The organism is Bradyrhizobium sp. SZCCHNR1017 (genome assembly GCF_032381375.1).
In the GTDB taxonomy this organism is placed as follows: domain Bacteria; phylum Pseudomonadota; class Alphaproteobacteria; order Rhizobiales; family Xanthobacteraceae; genus Bradyrhizobium.
Genome location: NZ_JAUHIR010000002.1, coordinates 427,849 through 447,821, shown reverse-complemented (window position 1 = coordinate 447,821; position 19,973 = coordinate 427,849). Strand labels below are relative to the sequence as shown.

The 19,973-nt window shown below is 64.6% G+C and carries 18 protein-coding genes and 1 pseudogene; 8 read left to right on the top strand and 11 right to left on the bottom strand.

The genetic code is table 11. From position 1 onward, the window contains the following. Window positions 1-66 precede the first annotated feature (66 nt). Window positions 67-720 (top strand): hypothetical protein, encoded by a 654-nt coding sequence (locus QW863_RS07620; protein ID WP_315714610.1) that lies wholly within the window; start codon window positions 67-69, stop codon window positions 718-720. A 197-nt stretch (window positions 721-917) separates the two neighbouring features. Here QW863_RS07620 and QW863_RS07615 read toward each other — a convergent pair. Beyond that, window positions 918-1,625: pseudogene (locus QW863_RS07615) on the bottom strand (transposase). 264 nt (window positions 1,626-1,889) lie between these two features. Next, complete coding sequence (locus QW863_RS07610; RefSeq protein ID WP_315714612.1) at window positions 1,890-3,215, bottom strand: FAD-binding oxidoreductase; 1,326 nt, start codon at window positions 3,213-3,215, stop codon at window positions 1,890-1,892. Between the two features lie 241 nt (window positions 3,216-3,456). On the opposite strand from QW863_RS07610, the gene QW863_RS07605 reads away from it, so the two are divergent. Further along, window positions 3,457-3,933: an Lrp/AsnC family transcriptional regulator gene (locus QW863_RS07605; protein WP_008962239.1), complete on the top strand. Its 477-nt coding sequence runs from the start codon at window positions 3,457-3,459 to the stop codon at window positions 3,931-3,933. A gap of 8 nt (window positions 3,934-3,941) precedes the next feature. Here the strand turns inward: QW863_RS07605 and QW863_RS07600 are convergent, their stop codons facing one another. From QW863_RS07600 to QW863_RS07570, 7 genes are all read right to left on the bottom strand, one after another. Next, window positions 3,942-5,594 carry an ABC transporter ATP-binding protein gene (locus QW863_RS07600; protein WP_315714613.1) on the bottom strand — a complete coding sequence of 551 codons (1,653 nt, stop codon included), beginning with the start codon at window positions 5,592-5,594 and terminating at the stop codon, window positions 3,942-3,944. Next, complete coding sequence (locus QW863_RS07595; RefSeq protein ID WP_315714614.1) at window positions 5,595-6,449, bottom strand: ABC transporter permease; 855 nt, start codon at window positions 6,447-6,449, stop codon at window positions 5,595-5,597. After that, on the bottom strand, window positions 6,446-7,396 hold the full coding sequence (locus tag QW863_RS07590; RefSeq protein WP_315714615.1) for an ABC transporter permease: 951 nt from the start codon (window positions 7,394-7,396) through the stop codon (window positions 6,446-6,448). The genes QW863_RS07595 and QW863_RS07590 overlap by 4 nt, the downstream gene beginning before the upstream one ends. A gap of 82 nt (window positions 7,397-7,478) precedes the next feature. Next, a complete protein-coding gene (locus QW863_RS07585; RefSeq protein ID WP_315714616.1) occupies window positions 7,479-9,086 on the bottom strand; it encodes an ABC transporter substrate-binding protein in 1,608 nt (535 codons plus the stop codon). A 50-nt stretch (window positions 9,087-9,136) separates the two neighbouring features. Further along, window positions 9,137-9,856: an HAD-IA family hydrolase gene (locus QW863_RS07580; protein ID WP_315714617.1), complete on the bottom strand. Its 720-nt coding sequence runs from the start codon at window positions 9,854-9,856 to the stop codon at window positions 9,137-9,139. A gap of 156 nt (window positions 9,857-10,012) precedes the next feature. Next, entirely contained in the window at window positions 10,013-11,389 is a 1,377-nt protein-coding gene (locus tag QW863_RS07575) for an aspartate aminotransferase family protein (RefSeq protein ID WP_315714618.1), read from the bottom strand. Between the two features lie 13 nt (window positions 11,390-11,402). Next, window positions 11,403-12,245 carry a GNAT family N-acetyltransferase gene (locus QW863_RS07570; protein WP_315714619.1) on the bottom strand — a complete coding sequence of 281 codons (843 nt, stop codon included), beginning with the start codon at window positions 12,243-12,245 and terminating at the stop codon, window positions 11,403-11,405. A gap of 169 nt (window positions 12,246-12,414) precedes the next feature. Here QW863_RS07570 and QW863_RS07565 point away from each other — a divergent pair, with 169 nt between their 5' ends. Both QW863_RS07565 and QW863_RS07560 read left to right on the top strand, forming a co-directional pair. After that, the gene (locus QW863_RS07565; protein WP_315714620.1) at window positions 12,415-13,083 is read left to right on the top strand and encodes a haloacid dehalogenase type II; all 669 of its coding nucleotides are present in this window, start codon (window positions 12,415-12,417) and stop codon (window positions 13,081-13,083) included. A 14-nt stretch (window positions 13,084-13,097) separates the two neighbouring features. Further along, entirely contained in the window at window positions 13,098-14,372 is a 1,275-nt protein-coding gene (locus QW863_RS07560) for an FAD-binding oxidoreductase (protein ID WP_315714621.1), read from the top strand. A gap of 21 nt (window positions 14,373-14,393) precedes the next feature. Here QW863_RS07560 and QW863_RS07555 read toward each other — a convergent pair whose 3' ends face one another. Next, window positions 14,394-15,317, bottom strand: coding sequence for a glyoxylate/hydroxypyruvate reductase A (locus QW863_RS07555; protein ID WP_315714622.1), 924 nt, complete (start codon window positions 15,315-15,317; stop codon window positions 14,394-14,396). A gap of 215 nt (window positions 15,318-15,532) precedes the next feature. Here QW863_RS07555 and QW863_RS07550 point away from each other — a divergent pair, with 215 nt between their 5' ends. Both QW863_RS07550 and QW863_RS07545 read left to right on the top strand, forming a co-directional pair. Continuing rightward, complete coding sequence (locus tag QW863_RS07550) at window positions 15,533-16,429, top strand: GNAT family N-acetyltransferase (protein ID WP_315714623.1); 897 nt, start codon at window positions 15,533-15,535, stop codon at window positions 16,427-16,429. 130 nt (window positions 16,430-16,559) lie between these two features. Further along, window positions 16,560-16,997 (top strand): DeoR/GlpR family DNA-binding transcription regulator, encoded by a 438-nt coding sequence (locus tag QW863_RS07545; RefSeq protein ID WP_315714970.1) that lies wholly within the window; start codon window positions 16,560-16,562, stop codon window positions 16,995-16,997. A gap of 203 nt (window positions 16,998-17,200) precedes the next feature. On the opposite strand, the gene QW863_RS07540 is transcribed toward QW863_RS07545, so the two are convergent. After that, window positions 17,201-17,467 carry a hypothetical protein gene (locus QW863_RS07540; protein ID WP_315714624.1) on the bottom strand — a complete coding sequence of 89 codons (267 nt, stop codon included), beginning with the start codon at window positions 17,465-17,467 and terminating at the stop codon, window positions 17,201-17,203. Between the two features lie 866 nt (window positions 17,468-18,333). On the opposite strand from QW863_RS07540, the gene QW863_RS07535 reads away from it, so the two are divergent. Together QW863_RS07535 and QW863_RS07530 are read left to right on the top strand one after the other, a co-directional pair. After that, complete coding sequence (locus QW863_RS07535; protein ID WP_315767524.1) at window positions 18,334-18,507, top strand: hypothetical protein; 174 nt, start codon at window positions 18,334-18,336, stop codon at window positions 18,505-18,507. A gap of 132 nt (window positions 18,508-18,639) precedes the next feature. Then, on the top strand, window positions 18,640-19,839 hold the full coding sequence (locus QW863_RS07530) for an IS256 family transposase (protein WP_315714240.1): 1,200 nt from the start codon (window positions 18,640-18,642) through the stop codon (window positions 19,837-19,839). Window positions 19,840-19,973: the final 134 nt, after the last annotated feature.

Here is a 19,973-nt window from a genome sequence, read left to right as displayed (position 1 = left end):
ATAGGGAATTGAACCCTTGCATCGGGGCATGGCGGCTCCGGTCGACGGTCGTTCAACTGGCGTTTCATGAAGGTGGCCATCATGGAGTTTCGCTTTTCTTCAACGATCGAAGACGAGGTCTCCCACGTCCGCTTCCAACTTGGAAATCTCGAATTCTTTCGCGCCGAAAACTATGATGTGACCTGGCCAGATGCGCTCAAAGCGGAGATCGCGCAAGGTATAGCTCGGTTTTCAGATGAGAGACTGCGCGACGCGATCGTGCGTCACGACTTGCCGGGCGCCAGTCTGGAGCGCGTCGTGCTGTCATGGCGGCGGGTGGAGGATCGATTTGCTTCCGATTTCGTTGCGCAGCTTACGCGTCAGTTGCCAAAGGTCGTGCGCGTCCATGTCACCAAGTTTGGTCCGGGCGGGTCGCACAATGGCGCATCGATGGCGCCGCGATTAGTCGTAAGCTATCCGGAAATGAAGGGATTGGATTTCAACAGCGTTCTCGTCCATGAGTTCATCGAAGTCTTGCTTTGGAGAAAGTTCCGCAGCGAAGAAGCCAGACTGGGAAAGAGAGCCGCTCATGCCATCAAGGAGGCTGTCGTCGACAGGTTCTGCTCCTGCGACAACCTGAAACCCGTCGTTGGGAGCTACAGAAAACAAGCGAGCTATTCCCAGCTGCCTCCGGATTGGGAAGATTGGCTACCAGCTAAAGGGCTGACGTGGAGTCAGTAGCGACCAGGCCAAATCGAATGCGGCGTCATGCTGGCTGGCGTTGATGCTGCGGTGATGACGGCTGGCAAGCAGGAGGTCACAGTTCGGGCCGCCAAACAGTCAACCACCCGACGAATTCACTTTACGACCAAACCTTGACCGAAAATCCGGCGCGATGAACTTTTGAGGCGAGCCGGGTTTCGTTTGCTACCAAAACATCAGACTCGTCCGCAGTGACCTTGCCCCCAAGTTTTATCCAGATCTGAGTTCGTTCGGGCGGTTTGATGTGCCATCTGGGCGGTCGTAGCGGCGGGAGCTGGCGCGGAGCTCTCGGCATAGCGCAGCGCCAGATCCCGACGCGGATTGCAGGTGGCGGCGAACTCGGATGGCGTCTTCCATCCGAGCTGGGAGTGCGGTCGAGCGTCGTTATAGTCGGCCTGCCAGCATCGGAGCGCAACGCGGGCCTGGGCGAGCGAGGTGAACAGCGTCTCGTTCAGCAGTTCATCCCGCAGGCGGCCGTTGAAGCTCTCGATGAAGGCGTTCTGCATGGGTTTGCCGGGCGCGATGTAGTGCCAGGCGACACGGCTCTGATCGGTCCATGTCAGGATGGCATTGCTCGTGAGCTCGCTGCCGTTGTCGCTCACCACCATCTTGGGCTTGCCGCGCTCGGCGACCGGCCGGTCCAGCTCCCGGGCGACCGGGGCGCCCGAGAGTGAAGTGTCGGCCACCAGCGCCATTCTCGTCCTCCAGCGTCTTCACAGCCGCTTGGCCTCCGAGACGTCCATTCCGCCGAACTTGGCCTTCCACTTGTAGATGCTCGCGTCGCTCACGCCATGCTTGCGGCAGAGATCGGCGACCGGAACGCCAGCCTCGTGCTCCTTCAAAATCCCAATGATCTGTTCTTCCGTAAAGCGGCCGCGCTTCATGCTCTGGTCCTCGTTGGGCCAGAACGAACTTCAAACTGGATTAAGCCCCAGGGGCAAGGTCAGCGAATACCAACAAAATCAGAAAGTTGAGAACTCGTTTGGGGGGAAAAGGCATCATTGTTCTGCAACGCCTTCCAAGAGCAGGCCCCAAACGGACTGGACGAAGTCAGCCGCAGACCGAAGGGCCGCAGAGCGGAACCGGTGAATTCGGCGAACCGAACGGTCTGGCGCAGTCGGGGGCTTAACGTCCCGGAGACGCAACCTTCAGAAGTCTGCGACCGTCTTGGACTCATGCCGGGCGAAACGCGCGGGCGCGTAGGGCCTGGGATCGACGATCGGTTTGGCGGAGGTCACGAGATCGGCGATGAGATGGCCCGCACCTGGCCCGATGCCGAAGCCGTGGCCACTGAAGCCGGCGGCGACGATCAGGCCGGGCAGCGCGGCGAGCTCGTCGATCGCAGGCACGCCGTCGGGCGTGGAATCGATGTAGCTCGCCCACGCCGCCGTGACGCGGCTCTGCTTCAAGGCCGGCAGCAGCTCGACCGCGCGCGCCCGGGTCAGGCGGATGGTGGCCTGGTCCGGCCGGGGATCGAGGATGCGGGTCAGCTCCATCGGCGTCGGCGCGTCGAGCCGCCAGCGGCCGACCGTCTCGTGGCCGGCGCGCAGGCCTTCGAGCCCGCCGGGCAGCAGGCTGCGCCAGCGCCTGGCGAACATCGGCAGGAAGTGCGACGCGAAGCGCAGCTGCTGAAGTGTAGGATCGACGCGGCCGCGGCCGCTGATCGCGAGCGTATGGCCGCCGTCGCCGCGCCGGGTGATCGAGACGGCGGCGGTGTGCAGCGCCGGGGGCAGCGGCTCCGCCGACGGCGACAGAGCGAGCGCCGAGGCGCGGATCGAGGCCATCGGCAGTGCGACACCGAGCTGATGGCAGAACGACGAAGCCCAGGCGCCGGCGGCGAGCACCGCGACCGGCGTGCGGATGGTGCCGCGCTCGGTGATCACGGCCGACAGCCGGCCGCCGCTGGTCTCGACGCCGCGCACGGCGCACATCTGGTGCACCGAGCCGCCCTGCTTCAGGATCGCGCGCGCCACCGCGGGCGCGGCATCGGCGGGGCTGGCGGTGCCGTCGGTCGGCGAGAACACGCCGCCCTTCCAGCTGCGCCCGGTGGCAGCGCCGCGCTCCGTGGCCTGACGGCTATCGAGCATGTGCGTGGTGACGCCGGCGGTTTTGGCGAACTCGCCCCAGCGCGCCCAGCCGGCGAGCTCCGCCTCGTCATTGCTGAGATAGAACAGGCCGCAGCGCGAGAAGCCGGTCGCCTCGCCGCTCTCGGCCGCGAAGCGCTCCCACAGATCGAGGCTCAGCGTCGCCATCGGCAGCTCGCGCGCATCGCGGTTCTGCTGCCGGCACCAGCCCCAATTGCGGCTGGACTGCTCGGCGCCGATGCGGCCCTTCTCGATCAGCGCCACCGCGAGCCCGCGCCGCGCGAGGTAATAGGCCGTGAACACGCCGACGATGCCGCCGCCGATGACCACGGCATCTGCACGCGCGGGCAGCGTTGGCGATGTCTCGACGTGCACCAGCGGTGCGGGCATGCGGTCTCTCCGGCTGTAGGCTTCGACAGGTTAGAGCGGTATCAGGCCGCACGGGCGCCGGATTCGCGGCCGGGACGGCATATCATTCTGCCGGCCGGCGCAGCGCCGGCGTATTGTTTTGCATCGCATAATCCCGGCGGATACGGCCCCATTCTTGCTTTACGGACATTTCGTTGGGCCAAGCGCAGAATTTTCTGCTGTAATGGGGACCCGACCTCGCGCCACACGGGACCACGGCTTCATGAAGCTCGATCGCATCGACATCAAGATCCTGCATGAACTGCAGAAGAACGGCCGCGTCACCAATGTGGAGCTGGCCGAGCTGGTCAATCTGTCACCGAGCCCCTGCCTGATGCGGGTGAAGAAGCTGCAGGCGGAAGGCTATATCGAGGGCTACTCGGCGCAGATCTGCGTCTCCAAGCTCGGCCAGACATTGACCGTGTTCACCGAGGTCACCCTGAAGAACCACCGCCAGATCGACTTCGCCCGCTTTCTCGCCGCGGTCGAGAAGATCGACCAGCTGATCGAGTGCCACCTCGTCTCCGGCGGCTACGACTACATGATGAAGTTCGTCACCGCGGGGATCGGCGAGTACCAGACCATCATGGAGCGGCTGACCGACATGGACATCGGAATCGAGAAGTACTTCAGCTTCGTCGTGCTGAAGTCGCCGATCGTCAAGCCCTATCTGCCGCTGACCAGCCTGTTCCAGATGTAGCCGCGCGGTCAGCGCTGGCAGTATTCGCGGACCTGCTCGGGATCCTGGCGCAGATTGTCGAGCCAGGCGGGATCGAGCTTCGGCACCGACGACAGCAGGAGCTTCGTGTAGGGATGCTCCGGCCGCGCCATGGCCTCGGGCGTGATTTGCTCGATCTTGCGGCCGCGATACATCACGACGATATCGTCGCAGATCGCCTCGACCACCGACAGATCGTGGCTGATGAAGACATAAGCGAGATCGAGCTCGCGCTGCAGCTCCTTGAGCAGATCGATGACCGCCGCGGCGACGACGGTGTCGAGCGCGGAGGTGATCTCGTCGCAGATGATGAGCTTGGGATCGGCGGCCAGCGCGCGGGCGAAGTTGACGCGCTGCTTCTGTCCCCCCGAGAGCTCGCCCGGACGGCGCAGCCGCAGGCTGCGGGGCAGCTTCACCATGTCGAGCAGCTGATCGATGCGGGCGCTGCGGTGCTGGCGCGGCATGCCGTGATAGAATGTCAGCGGCCGCCCCAGAATGTCCTCGACCGTATGCGCCGGGTTCAGCGCCGTGTCGGCATGCTGGAACACGATCTGCACCTGGCGGAGCTGGTCCGCATCGCGGCTGCGCGCGCTGCGCCCGAGCTCGCGGCCGTCGAACACGACGCCGCCCGCAAACGGCGGCAGGATGCCGGCGATGGCGCGGGCGAGCGTCGACTTGCCGCAGCCGGATTCGCCGATGATGCCGAGATTGCGTCCGCGCGCGACGCGCAGGCTGACGTTCTCGACGGCCACGATCGCGGGCAGGCCGTCCGAGCGCAGCGGACCGTAGCCGACCGACACCTCGTGCACTTCGAGCAATGCCTCGGCCGCCACGGACGCCTCCGCTCGCGGTTCATGATGCGGCGCGATGGCGGCGAGCAGCTGGCGCGTATAGGGGTGCCGCGCGCGCTCGAGAATGTCGGCGGTCGTCCCGCTCTCCTGCACCTCGCCATTGCGCAGCACGACGATGCGGTCGGCGATCTGGGCGACGACGGCGAGATCATGCGACACGTAGATGCCGGCGATGCGATGCGCCGAGATCACCGACTTGAACGCGCGCAGCACCTCGACCTGGGTGGTGACGTCGAGCGCCGTTGTCGGCTCGTCGAAGATCAGCACCTTCGGGCTCGCGATCAGCGCCATCGCCGCGGCGAGCCGCTGCAGCTGGCCGCCGGACACCTGGTGCGGATAGCGCTCGCCGATCGTGTCGGGGTTGGGCAGCGACAGCGCACGGAACAGCGCCGCGGCCTTGCTGCGCGCCTCCTCCACCGGCATCACGCCGTGGATGCGCACGACCTCGATGACCTGATCCATGATGCGGATTGCCGGATTGAACGCCGCGGCGGCGCTCTGCGGCACATAGGCGATCTTGGCGCCGCGCACGGCCGCCTTGTCCTTCTCCGAGAGTGTCACCATGTCGACGCCATCGACCGTGACCGAGCCGCCGACGATCTGGCAGCCGGCCCGCGCATAGCCCATCAGGCTCATCGCGATGGTGGTCTTGCCGGAGCCGCTCTCGCCGATCAGCGCGACGATCTCGCCTTCGGCGATGTCGAGATCGACGCCCCTGATGATCTCGATAGTGCGGCCGGAATCGGTGGTCGCCTCGACGCGAAGATCGCGGATCTGCACCAGGCTCGTCATCTACGACGCCTCCCGGTCGCGGATCTTGGTCGGCAGATTGTCGATCAGGAGATTGACGGCGATGGTGAGGCTTGCGATCGCCAGCGACGGGAAGATCACGGCCGGCGCGGCATAGGGCAGCCCGCCGATGTTCTCGCGCACCAGCGCGCCCCAATCGGCATAAGGCGGCCGCACGCCCAGGCCGAGAAAGGACATTCCGGACAGCAGCAGCACGATGAACACGAAGCGCAGGCCAAGATCGACCAGCACCGGGCCGATGATGTTGGGCAGGATCTCGGCGCGGATCAAATAGAACAGGCTCTCGCCGCGGATCCGAGCCACCGTGACGAAATCCATAGTGTTGATGTTGACCGCGAGCGCGCGGGCGAAGCGGTAGGCGCCGGGAATGTAGATCACCGCCATGGTCACGATCAGCACCGGGATCGACGAGCCGACCGCGGCGACGACGACGAGGCTGAACAGCTTGCTCGGAATCGAGCTCAACGCGTCGAGCAGCCGGCTCAGCACCATGTCGACGACCCCGCCGGTGATCGCCGCAATCATGCCGAGCGTGACGCCCGACACGCCGGCGATGATCACGGAGGCCACCGAAATGCCGAGCGTATAGCGCGCGCCCATCAGGATGCGCGAGGTCATGTCGCGTCCGAGATAGTCGGAGCCCAGCCACAGCTCGCGGCTCATGGGGCCGAAATAATCGGTGTCGACGATGTCGCCGATCGGATGCGGAATGATGGAGGGCGCGACGAACGCCACGACGATCCAGAACGCCACGATCAGCGCCCCGGCAACCCCGACAGCGTTGATGCGGTAACCGAAGCGCGGGGTTCGCGAGGCGGATTTCGCGGCGCTCGTCATCGCAGCCTCGGATTGGACAGGATGGCGATGATGTCGGCCGTGGTGGTCAGCAGCAGGAAGCCGAAGCAGAAGATGATGGCGCAGCTCTGGATCAGCGGCAGGTCGCGGGTCGACACCGCGTCGACCATCAGCTTGGCGATGCCGGGATAGTTGAAGACGGTCTCGATGATGATGACGCCACCCAGGAGATAGGACAATGACAAGGCCACCGCATTCACGATCGGGCCCAGCGCATTGGGCAGCGCATGGCGGAGCACCAGACGGCCGCGCGAGGCGCCCTTCAAGAGCGCCATCTCGACATAGGGCGTGTTCAAGGTCTCGATCACGGCCGCCCGGCTCATCCGGATCATCTGCGCCGAGATCACTATGGTTAACGTCACGACCGGCATCGCATAGGCGCGGGCGAAATCAGAGGCGGTGCGGATCTCGCTGATGAAGGACACCGCCGGCAGCCAATTAAGATAGACAGCGAACAAAAGCACAGCGAGGGTCGCGATCATGAACTCCGGCACCGACACGATGCCGATGACGGCGATGGTCAGACAGCGATCATACAGCGTGTTGCGCAGCATCGCCGCGGTGATGCCGAGCGTCAGCGCCAGCGGTACCGCGACGGTCGCGGTGAGGCCGGCGAGCTTGAGGGTGTTGACGAGGCGCCCGCCGATCAGCTTCGCGACTGGCATGTTGTTGGCATATGACACGCCGAGATCGCCCTGCACGACGCCGGCCAGCCAGCGCAGGAAACGGAAAATGGCGGGATCATCGAGATGCATCGCCTTGCGCAGCCCCTCGACCGCCTCGGGGGTCGCGGCCTGGCCGAGCAGGATGGTCGCGGTGTCGCCCGGCAGCATCGCGGTGGCGAAGAAGACGGCGAATGAGACAATGATCGCGGTGACCAGCGCGATCGCCAGCCGGGCCAGGATGAGGGATGCGATCCGATGTTTCAAACTTTGGGTCCGCGAGCCTGATCAGATCATGGTCATCGTGGCGCCGACCCGAGTGACCGGCGCCACGCGACTCAGACAGCATTCACGAATCGAGCCAGACATATTCGGCGAAGGCATATCCCATCATGCCGCCGAGCGGGCTGGGCTCCAAGCCCTTCAGCCTCGACGAGGTGGCATCGATATTGGAGATGTAGGCCGGAATGATGGTGCCCGCCTCCTCCGCGATCATCGCCTGCATCTCGGCATACATCTGCTTGCGCTTGGCTTGGTCGAGCAGGCCGCGCGCCTCGAGCATCACTTTGTCGAACTTCTCGGACTTGAAGCGGCTCTCGTTCCACGGCGCCTCGGAGGCATAGAGCAGCGAGAACAGGATGTCCGGCGTCGGGCGCGGATTGATGTTGCCGAAATGGACCGGCGCCTTCAGCCAGTAATTGTCCCAATAGCCGTCCGAGGGAACGCGCTGCACGTCCAGCGTCAGGCCGATCGCCGCCGCCGAGGCCTGGATCACCATGGCCATCTCGATTGCCGAATTCGCCGCTTCCGAGGTCACGACCGGGATCGACGTGCCGAGCACGCCGGCCTTCTGGAACAGCGATTTCGCCTTGTCCGGATCGAACGGCTTCGGCTTGAGGTCGGGGTTGTGGAAGAAATTCGCCGGAGAAACCGGCTGGTCGTTGCCGACGACGCCGAAGCCACGCAGCACCGACTTGACGATCTGCTCGCGGTTGACGAGGTGCTTCATGCCATCGATGAAGTCCTTCTTGTTGCCCGGCGCCATGTCGAGGCGAATGTTGAGGTCAGTGTAGTTGCCGGTCGTCGATTTCGACAGCGCGATCCCCTCCTTGCCCTCGATCAGCCGGAGCGAGCGCGGGTTGATGCTGGCGGCGAGCTGGATGTCGCCGGAGAGCAGCGCGTTGACGCGCGCATTCTCCTCCGTGATCGCGATGAACTCGATCTGATCGAGATAGGGGCCGTCCTTGAAATAGTTCTTGTTGCGCACGCCGATGGAGCGGACGCCCGGCTCGAAGGCCTCGCGGACGAAGGCGCCGGTGCCGTTGCCCTTGGAGAAATCGGTGGTGCCGTCGGCGACGATCATGAAGTGATGCAGCGCCAGGATCATCGGCAGGTCGGCGTTGGGGCTCGCCAGCGTGATCTCGACGGTGGTCTTGTCGACCGCCTTGAAGCCGGTCATCTGCGCCGCGATCTTGGCGACCTTGGAGCCTGTCGCCTTGTCGAGATGCCGCTTCAGCGAGAACACGACGTCGTCGGCCGTCAGCAGCTTGCCGTCGTGGAAGGTGACGCCCTTCTTGAGCTTCACGGTCCAGGTCTGCGCATCCTGGGACTCGACGGATTCGGCGAGCTCCATCTGCGCCGCGCCGCTCTTATCGAGCGTGGTGAGCCGATTGTAGAACGAGCAGCAGCGCACATAGTCGGTCGAGAAGGACGCCTTGGCCGGATCGAGCGTGTCGGCCGTCGAGGTGGACCAGCCCGCGGCCTTGATCGAGCCGCCCTTCTTCGGCGTGGCCGCGAATGCGCGCTCGGCGCGACCGAGCATGGTGCTGCCGGCAGCGAGCGCGACGCCATTGGCGAGCATCATCTTCAGGAGATCCCGGCGCGAGGCGCCGCGCCGGATTGCCGCCTCGACCAGCACATCGTCACTCGGAGTCCAGTTGTTGATCCCTTTGCTCATGTCATCCGTCCCCTGTTCGATCCGGCAGAATGAAAATCGTCAGTCGCACATCATTTGGCAGGCACCTGGTCCACCGCGTCGGCCAGCTCGGCCATCGAATGGAAGTGGAAATCCGGCTTGGTGAAGGACGCCGGCGCGATGGTGCCGCCATAGCCCTGCTTGTCGTGGCGCCGCTCGATCCAGCAATTGATGACGCCGAGCTGCCGGGAGATGCCGATGTCGTGATACTGGCTCTGCGCCACATGCAGGATCTGTGACGTCGAGCCGCCGTCACGTTCGATGAAATCGAACACCTGAGTGAAGAAGGCGGGATCCGGCTTCTCCGTCCCGGTGTCGTCGACCGTGAAGCTCGCGTAGAACGGCGAGCCCAGCTCGCGCTCGAAATGATCCAGTGCCCAGCGCCGCGCATTGGTCATCGCGATCAGCTTGTAGCGCCGGGCGAGACGCGCCATGGCGGCGGCGCTGTCCGGGAAGGCCTTCCAGCGTGCGGCGGAGTCGCGGAAGCGCTCGCCGAGCGCGGTCTGCCTGGGCAGATCGAGTTGTGGTGCGATGATGTCATAGACCCGGACGAGATCATCCGGAAAGCGGTCGGCGTCCGCCGCGTAGCGTGCCGCGCGGTACAGGCTCAGCGCCTGCTCACCGTCGATTGCCTTGTTTGCTTCCGCCGCGATCTCACCGAGGCTCGAGACGATCCCGCTTTCGAAGTCGATCAGCGTGCCGACCACGTCGAAGGTCAGGTACCTGAATTGAGCAAGATCGAGCTTGGTCATTCTGTGAGGCCCTTCCGCGTCATCGGTCCTAGTGTGAAGCCGGGTTCCGGCGAAAACTTCCGAATTGCGAGGACCCGACGGCAGAAAATTGCGAATAGGAGGAGCCGCCGACATATCGGCCCTGCTGCACACGCACCGATATGCCCGTGCCCACCTTCACGCCATGGCCTCGCGGACGTCCGGATCGGCCAGGGTCTGATCCAGCGTCCGTGCGGTGCGTTCGAGGATGGCATCGATGTCCGCGTCGCTGCAGCACAGCGGCGGCGCGTAGCCGAGCACCCCTGTCGGGAAGGCACGGATGACGAGGCCGTTGGCCCAGGCGCGATCGAAGATGCGGCGCGACGGCTCGGCGCTCGCCGGCAGCGGCGTCTTCTTCTCCTTGTCGGTCACGAGCTCGATGGCCGCCAGCAGGCCACGGCCGCGCACCTCGCCCACCAACGGATGGTCCTGCAGCGCGCGCAGGCCCGCCATCAGCCGCGCACCCGCCCGCCGGCCATTCTCCAGCAAGCCATTCTCATAGAGATCAAGCACGGCAAGGCCGACCGCCGCGCTCACCGGATGCGCCGAATAGGTATAGCCGTGCCCAACGGCCGAAGAACCTGCGCCATCGGCAATAACGCCATAGACATGATCGGACATCAGCACCGCGCCCATTGGGACGTAGCCGGAGGTCAGACCCTTCGCGACGGTCATGAAGTCCGGGACGATGTCGTCATCTGTGCAGGCGAACAGCGGTCCGGTACGACCGAAGCCGGTGATCACCTCGTCGGCGACGAACAGGATGCCGTGCCGCCGGCAGCGCTCGCGCATCGCCTTCATCCAGTCGTCCGGCGGCACCAGCACGCCGCCCGAGCCCTGGATCGGCTCGGCATAGAACGCGGCCACCCGTTCGGGACCGCCGACCTCGGCAATCTTGGCTTCGAGGGCCGCGAGCGAGGCCGCGATGACGGCGTCGGGATCGCTGCCAACGGGGTTGCGGTACGAATAGTGCGACGGGATCTTGTGCTGCCAGTTCAGTGGCACGCCGAAATTGGCGTGGAAGGCCGGCAGCGCCGTGAGTCCTGCACCGACCGTCGACGAGCCGTGATAGCCCTGCTGCAGCGTGATGAACTGATCGCGCTGCGGCTGCCCCCTCGCGTGCCAATAGTAATGGATGAAGCGGACCGTGCTGTCGACGGCGTCCGAGCCGCCAAGCGTGAAATAGACGTGGTTGAGATCACCCGGCGCGCGCTCGGCGAGCGCTGCCGCGAGCCGGATGGCCGGCTCCGAGGCGAGGCTGAAATAGCCAGTGGCATAAGGCAGCTCGCGCATCTGCCGCGCCGCCGCCTCGACGATGCTCTCATGGCCATAGCCGGCATTGACGCACCACAGCCCGGCGAAGCCGTCGACCCATTGATGGCCCGAGGCATCGGTCACGATCGCACCCTTGGCGGATTTCAGGACCCGCGCGCCGGCGGCCTCGTGTCCGCGATAGGACGCGACCGGATGCACCAGATGGGCGCGATCGAGTTCGATGAGCGAGTTGCTGAGCATGATGATCTCCGGTTCAGCCGAACGCCTGGCTGGCCAAGGCAAATGATGTCGGGGCGCGCCGCCTCGTGTGACCAGCGGCCGGCCTAAGCATGACGATGCCGCCGCCGACATGATCGAGGCCCAAGCCGCCCAGCCATGGTGCGAGTCCCGTCTCGCTGCCGGTGTCGACGCGGATGAACTTGCCCTGTCGCCCAGCGAGGAAATGCGCGACGAGCGACTTGGCGTCCTCGCTACTGAAAGCGACCACGGGGCCAATCACGAGACCGCGGCCGAAGTGACGCAGCGCGGCGAACCCCGCCGCACGGCCCTGGCGCTCCAACACCGCGAACTCTCCGATGGATGCGATATGGGCTATCAGGTCGCGGCGATCCGCGCCAAAGGCCGCGATGTCGAGTGCCGTGATGACGGCGATGTCGTCGGGCGTGGCCGCACGCACGGCGTCGGGCTGCGCGACAGCTTCCGCGAGATGTCCCTGATGCTGCACGATCTCACCGCTGCGGCGGAAGCCGAGCTTCTCATAGAGCTGCAGTCCATCTTCTGTCGCGACGAGCTGCAACCGCCGCTCACCGGCGAGCGCCATCGCCTGCTGCATCAGGCACCGTCCGAGCCCCTTCCCCCGCTCCGCCTCGTCGACAATGACCATGTTGATGGTCCCGGCATCCTGGCCATACGGCGTCATCAGCACGGTGCCGATCACGCGACCGTCCGCCGCGACCGCCACGCAGCCCTTGCTCAGCGCAAGCGCCATCTGCCAGTCCTCGCGACGATGCGGCCAGCGGACCTGCTGCGACAGCCGCGTCGCTGCATCCAGGTGCTCCCCGCTGAAAGCTCTGAAGCTCGCGGCGTCGGACGTCATGTCATGCACTCCCATCTGCACCGGAGTCTGGGCGAGCGGCCCCCGGCAGATCGTCTGAAGGCGATGATGCCGACAACATCTTCCGCCGCCGAACCGGGGCAAAGCCGCATCTTATGCTGGCGGGGCGGCCTATCATCGGACGTCGAGACCACGACCGGCATGAGGATCCATGAGCCGCTTTCGCCCGAAATACGTGACCTTCGACTGCCACGGCACGCTGATCAATTTCGAGATGGCCGAGGCCGCACGCGATCTCTACAGCGCACAGCTCTCCGAGTCGGCGATGACGGAGTTCGTGAAGGTCTTCTCGGCCTACCGCCTCGATGAAGTCCTCGGCGCGTGGAAGCCCTATGCCGAGGTCGTCAGCAACGCCCTGGCGCGCAGCTGCCGCAAGATCGGCATCCCCTTCAAGCCCGAGGATGCCAAGATGGTGTATCAGCGCGTGCCGACCTGGGGTCCACATCCGGACGTACCGGCGGGTCTCGCCAAGGTGGCCAAGGAGATCCCGCTGGTCATCCTCTCCAACGCCATGAACGTGCAGATCCCCTCGAACGTCGTCAGGCTCGGCGCGCCGTTCCATGCCGTGTTCACGGCGGAACAGGCGCAGGCCTACAAACCGCGGATGCGCGCCTTCGAATACATGTTCGACATGCTCGGCTGCGGCCCCGAGGACATCACGCACTGCTCCTCCTCATTCCGCTACGACCTGATGACCGCGCACGATCTCGGCATCACCAACAAGGTCTGGGTCAACCGCGGCCACGAGCCGGCCAATCCCTATTACGGCTACACCGAGATCAAGACCATTTCCGAGCTGCCCGGCGTGTTCGGCCTGTAAGCAGAGTGCCCGCGATGAAATATGTCTCCTACTGGCGCGACACGGCGACCGCATTTGCCGGCGGCCATAGCGGGCCCGTGGAGGGGCGTTACGACGTCGCGGTGATCGGCGGCGGCTTCACCGGGCTCGGCGCGGCACTGCAGCTCGCCAAGGCCGGCGCCAAGGTGATCGTGCTCGAAGCCGATCAGGTCGGCTCGGGCGCGTCGGGACGCAATGGCGGGCATCTCAACAACGGGCTGGCGCACAGCTATCCGGCCGCGAAGGCCGAGCTCGGCACCCGGCGCGCGATCGCGCTCTACAAAGCGTTCGACGAGTCGATCGACACGCTCGAGCGCCTGATCGCGGAAGAAGACATCGCTTGCGGTTTCCGCCGCTCCGGCAAGCTCAAGCTGGCGTCCAAGCCTGGCCATTTCGCGGGGATCGCAACGAACTTCGAAGCGATCCACCGCGAGGTCGATCCCGACACGGCGCTGCTCTCGCCGGCCGAGCTGAAATCCGAGATCGGCTCGCCCTTTCACGGCGGCATGCTGTTCAAGAAGAGCGCGATGATGCACATGGGCTGCTTCGCCGCGGGCCTCGCCTCTGCCGCGAGCCGCCGCGGCGCCGTCATTGTCGAGCAAGCCGCCGTCACTGAACGGGTGCAGGACACCAAGCACTTTCGCCTCACCACGGCCAAGGGGACGGTGAGCGCCGAGCAGGTGCTGCTCGCCACCGGCGCCACCACGCCGGCGAGCTTCAGCTATTTCCGCCGCCGCATCATTGCCGTCGGCAGCTTCATCATCGCGACGCGGCCGCTGACGGAGGCCGAGGCGGCCTCGGTGCTGCCGGGCCACCGCACCTACGTCACCTCCATGAACATCGGCAACTACTTCCGCCTGTCGCCGGACAATCGCCTGATCTTCGGCGGCCGCGCGCGCTTCTCGGCGACATCGGATCAGCAGTCCGATGCGAGGAGCGGCGCGATCCTGCGCGCGGCGATGGAGCGGATGTTCCCGCAGCTTGCCGGCATCGACATCGACTATTGCTGGGGCGGCCTCGTCGACATGACCGCCGACCGTTATCCGCGCGCCGGTCGCCAGGGCGGGCTGTGGTACGCGATGGGCTATTCGGGTCACGGCGCGCAGCTCTCGACCCATCTCGGCATGATCATGGCCGATGCGATGCTCGGCCGGCCCGACCGCAATCCGATGAAGGACGCCGGCTGGCCGGTCGTGCCAGGCCATTACGGCAAGCCCTGGTTCCTGCCGTTCGTCGGCGCGTATTACAAGACCCTGGACTGGATCCGCTGAGCCGTGACGGCGCGACCGCGATCAGTAGCCGCGGCTGCGGTCGACGAGGCCAACCAGATCGAGCCCGGCGCGGTGTCGCTTGATGTTCGCGGCGACCGCGAGCGCCGCTGTTTCCGGCTGCGTGACGCTGGCGACATGCGGCGTGATCAGGACGCGCGGATGCCGCCACAACGGGTGATCCGTCGGCAGCGGCTCGGGATCGGTCACATCAAGCACGGCGCCCGCGAGATGCCCGGAGTCAAGTGCTCCGAGCAACGCCGCCTGGTCGAGCTGCGCGCCGCGGCCGGTCTGCACCAGCGAAGCACCTCGCGGGAGCTTGGCGAGCAGTTCGGCATTGAGCAGGCCGCGCGTCTCCTCCGTCAGCGGCAGCAGGCAGACCAAGATGTCTGTCACCGCGAGCATCGCATCGAGGCCGTCGGCGCCATGGTACGTAGTCACGCCGTCGATCGCGTGCCGGCTGCGGCTCCAGCCCGAGAGCGGAAAGCCGAACGGCTTGAGCCGCTCCAGCACCGCCCGGCCGAGCAGCCCGAGGCCGAGCACGCCGATGCGCCGCACATGTGCCTGCGGCTGCGGGATAGCGCGCCAGAGCTGCTGCCGCTGATGATCGAGATAGACGGTCCAATTCCGGTGCAGCGCCAGCACGGCCAGCGTCACGTATTCCTGCATCATCCTGACGATGCCGTCCTCGACCATGCGGACGATCTTGACGCTCGCCGGCACCGACGCGGCGTTGAACTGATCGATGCCGGCGCCGATCGAGAACAGGATCTCGATATTGCGATAGGCGCCGAGGTCCGGCGGCACCAGCCAGGTAATCATGTAGCGGACTTCATCGGCATCGACCTGCGCCGGATTGATTTCGAACGGAAGATCCGGAATCTCACGCGCAAGCACCTCGCGAAAGATCGCGCCGCGCGTGGCATCGGAGTTGAACAACAAGGTCATGCGGTCATCCCAGCGGCCGATCTGGCTCGTCGCGCCTCCGATCATGGCGGTCGCGGCCTGCGTTACGTGCCGAATACAGGGCAGGATTGAGAAGAATGTTGCGAAGTTCGCCCGCAGACGCCTCAATATGCGGAGGTGACGACAGCATGCTCGCTCTCGACCTCATCGAGGCTGGGTGACGCGTGGCGGGCGGAACGAAGACAGGGACAGCGTGCATGGACAATCCGGACGTGGAATCGCGAATCGCCGACGTGTTCGAGATGCGCCTCGCCGACATCGACAGGGTCGACCTCGCGCAGTTGCTCGCCTTGTCGATCGCCGTCCAATGGCCCCATCGGGCGGAGGATTGGCAATTCATGCGCAGCATCGGCCGCGGCGTCGTCGCGCTCGATGAGATCGGTCGGGCCCTCGGATCCGCCATGTGGTTTCCCTACAGCGACGGCTTTGCTGCGGTTGGGATGGTCATCACCTCGCCGCGGCTGCAGGCCCTTGGCACCGGGCAATGGCTGATGCATCGGGTGATGGCCGAATGCGGCGGTCGGACGCTGCGCCTCAACGCCACGCGCGCCGCCTATCGCCTCTACCGATCTCTCGATTTCAAGCGTGAGCAGACTCTGTTTCAGTGTCAAGGTGAGGCGATTGCCTCGGACGCGGCGCCGGCCGAAGCGGGAAATATTCGCGTGCTGATGGAGGCAGACCTGCCGGCGCTGATCGAACTCGACGCGGCTGCTTATGGCGTCCGGCGAGCCGGGCTGATGACCGGACTGTTTCACCAGTCGCGCAGCTTTGGGCTGTTTCGCGCGGGGCGGCTGGAGACGTTCGCGATGTGCCGGCGGTTCGGACGCGGACATGTCGCGGGGCCGGTGGTCGCATCCTGCGACAGCGACGCGATCGCCGTGTTGGCGCCGCACGTGGCAGCTCACGAAGGCCAGTTCCTCAGGCTCGACACTCATCGAGCGACAGGAGAGTTCCGCGACTTTCTCGCGCGGTCGGGGCTCGCTCTCTTCGATGCCGTCACCACGATGTCGCTGCGGAACGACGTGAAGGGTGCCTTCCTGCGCGGCAACGACCAACCGAAGATCTACGGCGTCGTCAGTCAGGCCTTCGGCTAGCCCCTGCGTCCCGGAACAGAGCGCGGACCAAGCCCTCAGTCTCCAACTATCAAAACTGCGGAGCCCTCCCGATCTGTCGCCGGCGGCACCCTTGCTACACTGATCCGTTTCCTCGCTATGATTCGCTACACTGCGTTCGACGATGTCCCTCTCAGTGATCTGCTATTCGATGAACGTGGCGGCGCTGGCGACGCGACGTCCTGCCACGCAGCTGATGCTGATGGGCGGGCTCTATCATCCCTCGTCGCAATCCTTCTCATCGGAGGAAGGCCTGTCCTATTTGCGCAAGCTCGGCATCAACAAGGCCTTCATCTCGGCGGGCGGCGTACATGCGAATAGGGGCGCGAGCTGCTCGAACTTTCATGAGACGGCGGTCAAGCAGGCGGCCATCGCAACGGCGATCGAAAGCATTCTGGTCGCCGATGCGAGCAAGCTCGACAGCCTGAAGCCGGCCTTCTTCGCCGACCTCCATGCGTTTTCCAGGATCATCATTGGCGGGGCCGTATCGCGTGAGCACCGCAAGCCGTTCAAGCATCTCCCGGTCGAGTATGTAACCAGGACCGACTGAGGAAGCCGCTTCGCGCCCTGCAAATTGGCGCGCTTCTGAGGTCGCCGCGACCGAGACGCGTGGGGCGGGGCGGGGTTCGCGGTGTAGCGGCACGCCATCGCCATGCGCAACTGAGATACATGGTCAATGACGGCCCCGTCGCCATGTATCCGGCGCAAACGCTTTCCGCCAGGCGCTGCGGGCTGCTTAAGGGGAACGACTGCTCAAGCGGTCGCGAGGCGCGCCTTACCAACTCGCAAATTTGAAAAGATGCCTCCAAAGAACTGCTGGTTATTGGGAAGCATTTCCACGGTGCAGAAAATCGGTGCCATAAAATTGCGCCCGAGATCGCCGACACGAGGATCGGGTTGACGGTCTTCTGAGTTTTGCGCGGCGTCTACGTCGATATCGATCGCGGACTTTACAGTTTCAAGCATAACTCCGACTTTTAACTTCGGCGGATGGCTCGTCGTGACTTCCGGAATACTCATGGTGGACAAAAGCCGACCATCCACGTTTTGGATGGGCTGTTTGCCGGCGATGCTTGGCCATAAAACACCAGCGCGCGCAAATATTACATCATGGTACGGCTACCCGGACTGCAATCGCGGATCGGGCTGAAGGAACGCACAAAATCGCTCGAGAAGGACGGTGTCCGAGCTCAATTGAGGCCGACCGAACCCAATTGGGTACGGCTATCGAGCGAATTTACTGGTACGCCTGAGCCGCTCGGCTCTTCATCGAAGCGGCGTGTAAGGCAAGCGGCTTGCCGTTGCCCTTCCCCCTATCGAACCGCCTTGCCTTAAAGGGCGATGCCTCCGAACGCGGCCGCACCAGTTTCGCACCAGAAACGAACTGAACAAACCGCGACAGGCGCTATCAACATTGGGCAAAAATGCTGCAAAATCAATAAACCTATTCAATCTCCTCCCGCTCATAACGGTCTGGTTACAGGTTCGACCTTTGGTGAACAAGCAACAATAAATTCGGCAGCCAAACGGCACCGCCCCGCGGGGCTCTTGCTGAAGGTTCTGCAAATTCGGCAGGGTGAAAATCGACAAGATTGCCGAATGCGAAAAATGTCGGTGATCCTTCCTTTTTGCTTGCCGCAGCATCCAATTGTACGATGTGCCTTCGACGACTATTTTGCTTAGGCATCGCAAATTGCAGTATTTCCAGATGAACAAGTCCTCCGACCTGCTTTGATTGGCGGGTACGCGAAGACCACAGACTGAAGCCCGCAAATTGCCCTTGTAGATGAGTCCAGAAGAAGCGAATCTACGGGTGGCGCGCGTGGCGGACCGGCGGCAAGGCCTTGGCAGCGTCGCCTCCCAATGCGGTCGGAACGCTCGATTGGATGTTTGCCGAATACCGCTCTGATCGCCGCTACGCCAAGCTCGATCCTAAGTCCAAGCGTAATCACGAGGTCGGATTCAAGCTTGTCGGCGGCTACGTCCTGAAAGATGGCAAGCGACTGGGCGAGAAGCGCCTCACCGCAATCGATACGGTCGTGTCCCCGGAGGTGGTGTAGCTCGGTGGAGCAAAGCCGCCCGGACGCGCGCTCCCAAATAGCGCCGTAGCGGGCGGGCGGCTTTGCGGTGGTCACCGGCAGTTCTCCGGTAGGATCGGGTTGCGACACGCCAACGCAACCGAGGAACCACCGATGACCGAAGACATGATGAACCTGCGCACGCTGGTAGAGAAGACCCCAGACGCCGATCTGCTGCGCGAGATGATCGGCTTTGCGGCCCAGCGCCTGATGGAGCTGGAGGTCGAGAGCCAGACCGGGGCTGCCTATGGCGAGAAGAGCCCCGAACGTCTGGCCCAGCGCAATGGCTACCGCGACCGGATCTGGGAGACCCGCGCCGGTGCGGTGGAGCTGCGCATCCCAAAGCTGCGCAAGGGCTCCTATTTCCCCGGCTTCCTGGAGCCGCGGCGCATGGCCGAGAAGGCGCTCACCGCCGTGGTTCAGGAGGCTTACGTTCAGGGCGTCTCGACCCGTTCGGTCGACGATCTGGTGCAGGCGATGGGCATGACCGGCATCTCCAAGAGCCAGGTCAGTCGGTTGTGCGGCGAGATCGACGACAAAGTGAAGGCCTTCCTCGGCCGTCCAATCGAGGGTGACTGGCCCTATCTTTGGATCGACGCCACCTATGTGAAGGTGCGCCAGCAGGGGCGCATCGTCTCCGTCGCGGTGATCGTTGCAGTCGGCGTCAACAGCGACGGCCGGCGCGAGGTTCTCGGCATGGACATCGGGCCGTCCGAGGCCGAGACGTTCTGGACCGCCTTCCTGCGCAAGCTGGCCCGCCGCGGCTTGCGCGGCGTCAAGCTGGTGGTGTCCGACGCCCACGAGGGCATCAAGGCCACCGTGACCAAGGTGCTCAACGCCAGCTGGCAACGCTGCCGCGTCCACTTCATGCGGAACGTGCTGGCTCATGCCGGCAAGAGCGGACGGCGCGTGGTCTCCGCCTTCATCGCCACGGCCTTTGCCCAGGACGATGCCGAGGCCGCTCGCACCCAATGGCGCAAGGTCGCCGATCAGCTCCGTCCCAAGCTGCCCAAGCTTGCCGGCTTCCTCGACGAGGCCGAGACCGACGTGCTTGCCTACATGACGTTCCCGCCGCAGCATCGGACCAAGTTGCACTCCACCAATCCGATCGAACGCCTCAACGGCGAGATCAAACGGCGCACCGAGGTGGTCGGCATCTTCCCCAATGAGGACGCTATCGTCCGCCTCATCGGAGCTGTCCTGCTCGAACAGAACGATGAATGGGCGGTCCAACGCGCCCGCTACATGACGCTGGAAACCATCGCGCCATTGAGCGATGATCCGAACGTCAGCCTCACGGCTATCGCCAGCTGACAGGCCCGGCTCCAGCCGGCGAACGCGGTGGGCCGCCAGCTACACCACGCTTGGGGACACGATCATCGATACGGCACTGACCGACGACCGCTGCCCTGATCGGCTGGGAATGGCTCCAGCGCGAGACAGACGTC

Excerpts from the sequence above, each read along its gene's own strand:
- QW863_RS07620 (WP_315714610.1), top strand. The coding sequence starts at position 67 with ATGAAGGTGGCCATCATGGAGTTTCGCTTTTCTTCAACGATCGAAGAC.
- QW863_RS07610 (WP_315714612.1), bottom strand. The coding sequence starts at position 3,215 with ATGCCCGCACCGCTGGTGCACGTCGAGACATCGCCAACGCTGCCCGCG.
- QW863_RS07605 (WP_008962239.1), top strand. The coding sequence starts at position 3,457 with ATGAAGCTCGATCGCATCGACATCAAGATCCTGCATGAACTGCAGAAG.
- QW863_RS07600 (WP_315714613.1), bottom strand. The coding sequence starts at position 5,594 with ATGACGAGCCTGGTGCAGATCCGCGATCTTCGCGTCGAGGCGACCACC.
- QW863_RS07595 (WP_315714614.1), bottom strand. The coding sequence starts at position 6,449 with ATGACGAGCGCCGCGAAATCCGCCTCGCGAACCCCGCGCTTCGGTTAC.
- QW863_RS07585 (WP_315714616.1), bottom strand. The coding sequence starts at position 9,086 with ATGAGCAAAGGGATCAACAACTGGACTCCGAGTGACGATGTGCTGGTC.
- QW863_RS07580 (WP_315714617.1), bottom strand. The coding sequence starts at position 9,856 with ATGACCAAGCTCGATCTTGCTCAATTCAGGTACCTGACCTTCGACGTG.
- QW863_RS07575 (WP_315714618.1), bottom strand. The coding sequence starts at position 11,389 with ATGCTCAGCAACTCGCTCATCGAACTCGATCGCGCCCATCTGGTGCAT.
- QW863_RS07570 (WP_315714619.1), bottom strand. The coding sequence starts at position 12,245 with ATGACGTCCGACGCCGCGAGCTTCAGAGCTTTCAGCGGGGAGCACCTG.
- QW863_RS07565 (WP_315714620.1), top strand. The coding sequence starts at position 12,415 with ATGAGCCGCTTTCGCCCGAAATACGTGACCTTCGACTGCCACGGCACG.
- QW863_RS07560 (WP_315714621.1), top strand. The coding sequence starts at position 13,098 with ATGAAATATGTCTCCTACTGGCGCGACACGGCGACCGCATTTGCCGGC.
- QW863_RS07555 (WP_315714622.1), bottom strand. The coding sequence starts at position 15,317 with ATGACCTTGTTGTTCAACTCCGATGCCACGCGCGGCGCGATCTTTCGC.
- QW863_RS07550 (WP_315714623.1), top strand. The coding sequence starts at position 15,533 with ATGGACAATCCGGACGTGGAATCGCGAATCGCCGACGTGTTCGAGATG.
- QW863_RS07540 (WP_315714624.1), bottom strand. The coding sequence starts at position 17,467 with ATGAGTATTCCGGAAGTCACGACGAGCCATCCGCCGAAGTTAAAAGTC.
- QW863_RS07535 (WP_315767524.1), top strand. The coding sequence starts at position 18,334 with ATGTTTGCCGAATACCGCTCTGATCGCCGCTACGCCAAGCTCGATCCT.
- QW863_RS07530 (WP_315714240.1), top strand. The coding sequence starts at position 18,640 with ATGACCGAAGACATGATGAACCTGCGCACGCTGGTAGAGAAGACCCCA.